This is a genomic window from Streptomyces sp. RPT161, from assembly GCF_027533845.1.
Lineage (GTDB): Bacteria > Actinomycetota > Actinomycetes > Streptomycetales > Streptomycetaceae > Streptantibioticus_A > Streptantibioticus_A silvisoli_A.
In genome coordinates this window covers 1-1,136 of the sequence record NZ_JAPZVN010000078.1, presented here as the reverse complement: position 1 = coordinate 1,136, position 1,136 = coordinate 1, and the positions used below count along the sequence as shown (strand labels likewise).

Annotated in this window: 1 protein-coding gene; it reads right to left on the bottom strand. The window is 66.8% G+C overall.

The genetic code is table 11. The annotated features are described in order from the left end of the window. On the bottom strand, positions 1 to 1,136 hold a 1,136-nt coding region (locus O5O46_RS34970; RefSeq protein ID WP_269859718.1), incomplete at both ends, for a type I polyketide synthase.

The following is a 1,136-nucleotide window of genomic DNA, read 5'->3' as shown; positions in this document are numbered from 1 at the left end:
AGTCAGCCGCTTGGTCTTACGACCCCGCGCCTCAAGACCAGCCGCGATCTCCAGCGCCGCAGCCTCATCACCCGCGATCACCACCGACGTCGGCCCGTTGATCGCAGCAATGCTCACGCCGTCCACCAGCAGCGGAACAACCTCGTCCTCCGCCGCCTGAACCGCCACCATCACGCCGCCACCCGGCAGCTCCTGCATCAGGCGACCGCGAGCAGCCACCAACGCACAGGCATCATCCAGCGACAACACACCAGCCACGTGGGCGGCGGCCAACTCACCAATCGAGTGCCCGGCCAGGAAGTCGGGCTTGAGGCCCCACGACTCCACCAACCGGAACAACGCCACCTCAACCGCGAACAACGCAGGCTGCGTATAAGCCGTCTGGTCCAGCAACGCGGCCTCAGAACCGAACAGCACCTCATACAAAGGCCGCTCAAGATGCGCGTCCAACACCGCGCACACCGCATCCAACGCATCCGCGAACACCCGATACGAGTCGTACAACCCACGACCCATACCAAGCCGCTGACTGCCCTGCCCCGTGAACAGGAACGCCAACTTCCCATCCGTGGGCGATCCCTCGGTGACCCCGGTAGCGCCGCGTCCTTCAGCCAGCGCCTCCAGAGCCCTCAGCAGCCCGTCCCGGTCACCGGCAACCACAGCCGCGCGGCGGTCCATGGCCGAACGCGTGGTCGCCAACGAGTAGGCGATGTCGATCAGCTCGGCGGATGACTCCTCCGCAGCCCACGAACGCAGTCGCACCGCCTGTGCGCGTAGTGCGTCCTCGTTCCTGCCGGACAGCACCATCGGCACAACCGGCAGTGCAGCGGGTGCCTCGGCCGGAGCACCGGTGGTAGCGGCCTGCTCGATGATCGTGTGGGCGTTGGTGCCACTCAGGCCGAAGGCCGAGACGGCCGCGCGGCGCGGCTGTCCGGTTTCCGGCCACGGCACCGACTCGGTCAGCAGCGAGACCGCACCCGCCGACCAGTCCACATGCGGCGTCGGCTCATCCACGTGCAGAGTCCGCGGCAACACACCATGCCGCATCGCCAACACCATCTTGATCACACCAGCGACACCAGCCGCCGCCTGCGTGTGACCAATGTTGGACTTGATCGAGCCCAACCACAACGGAC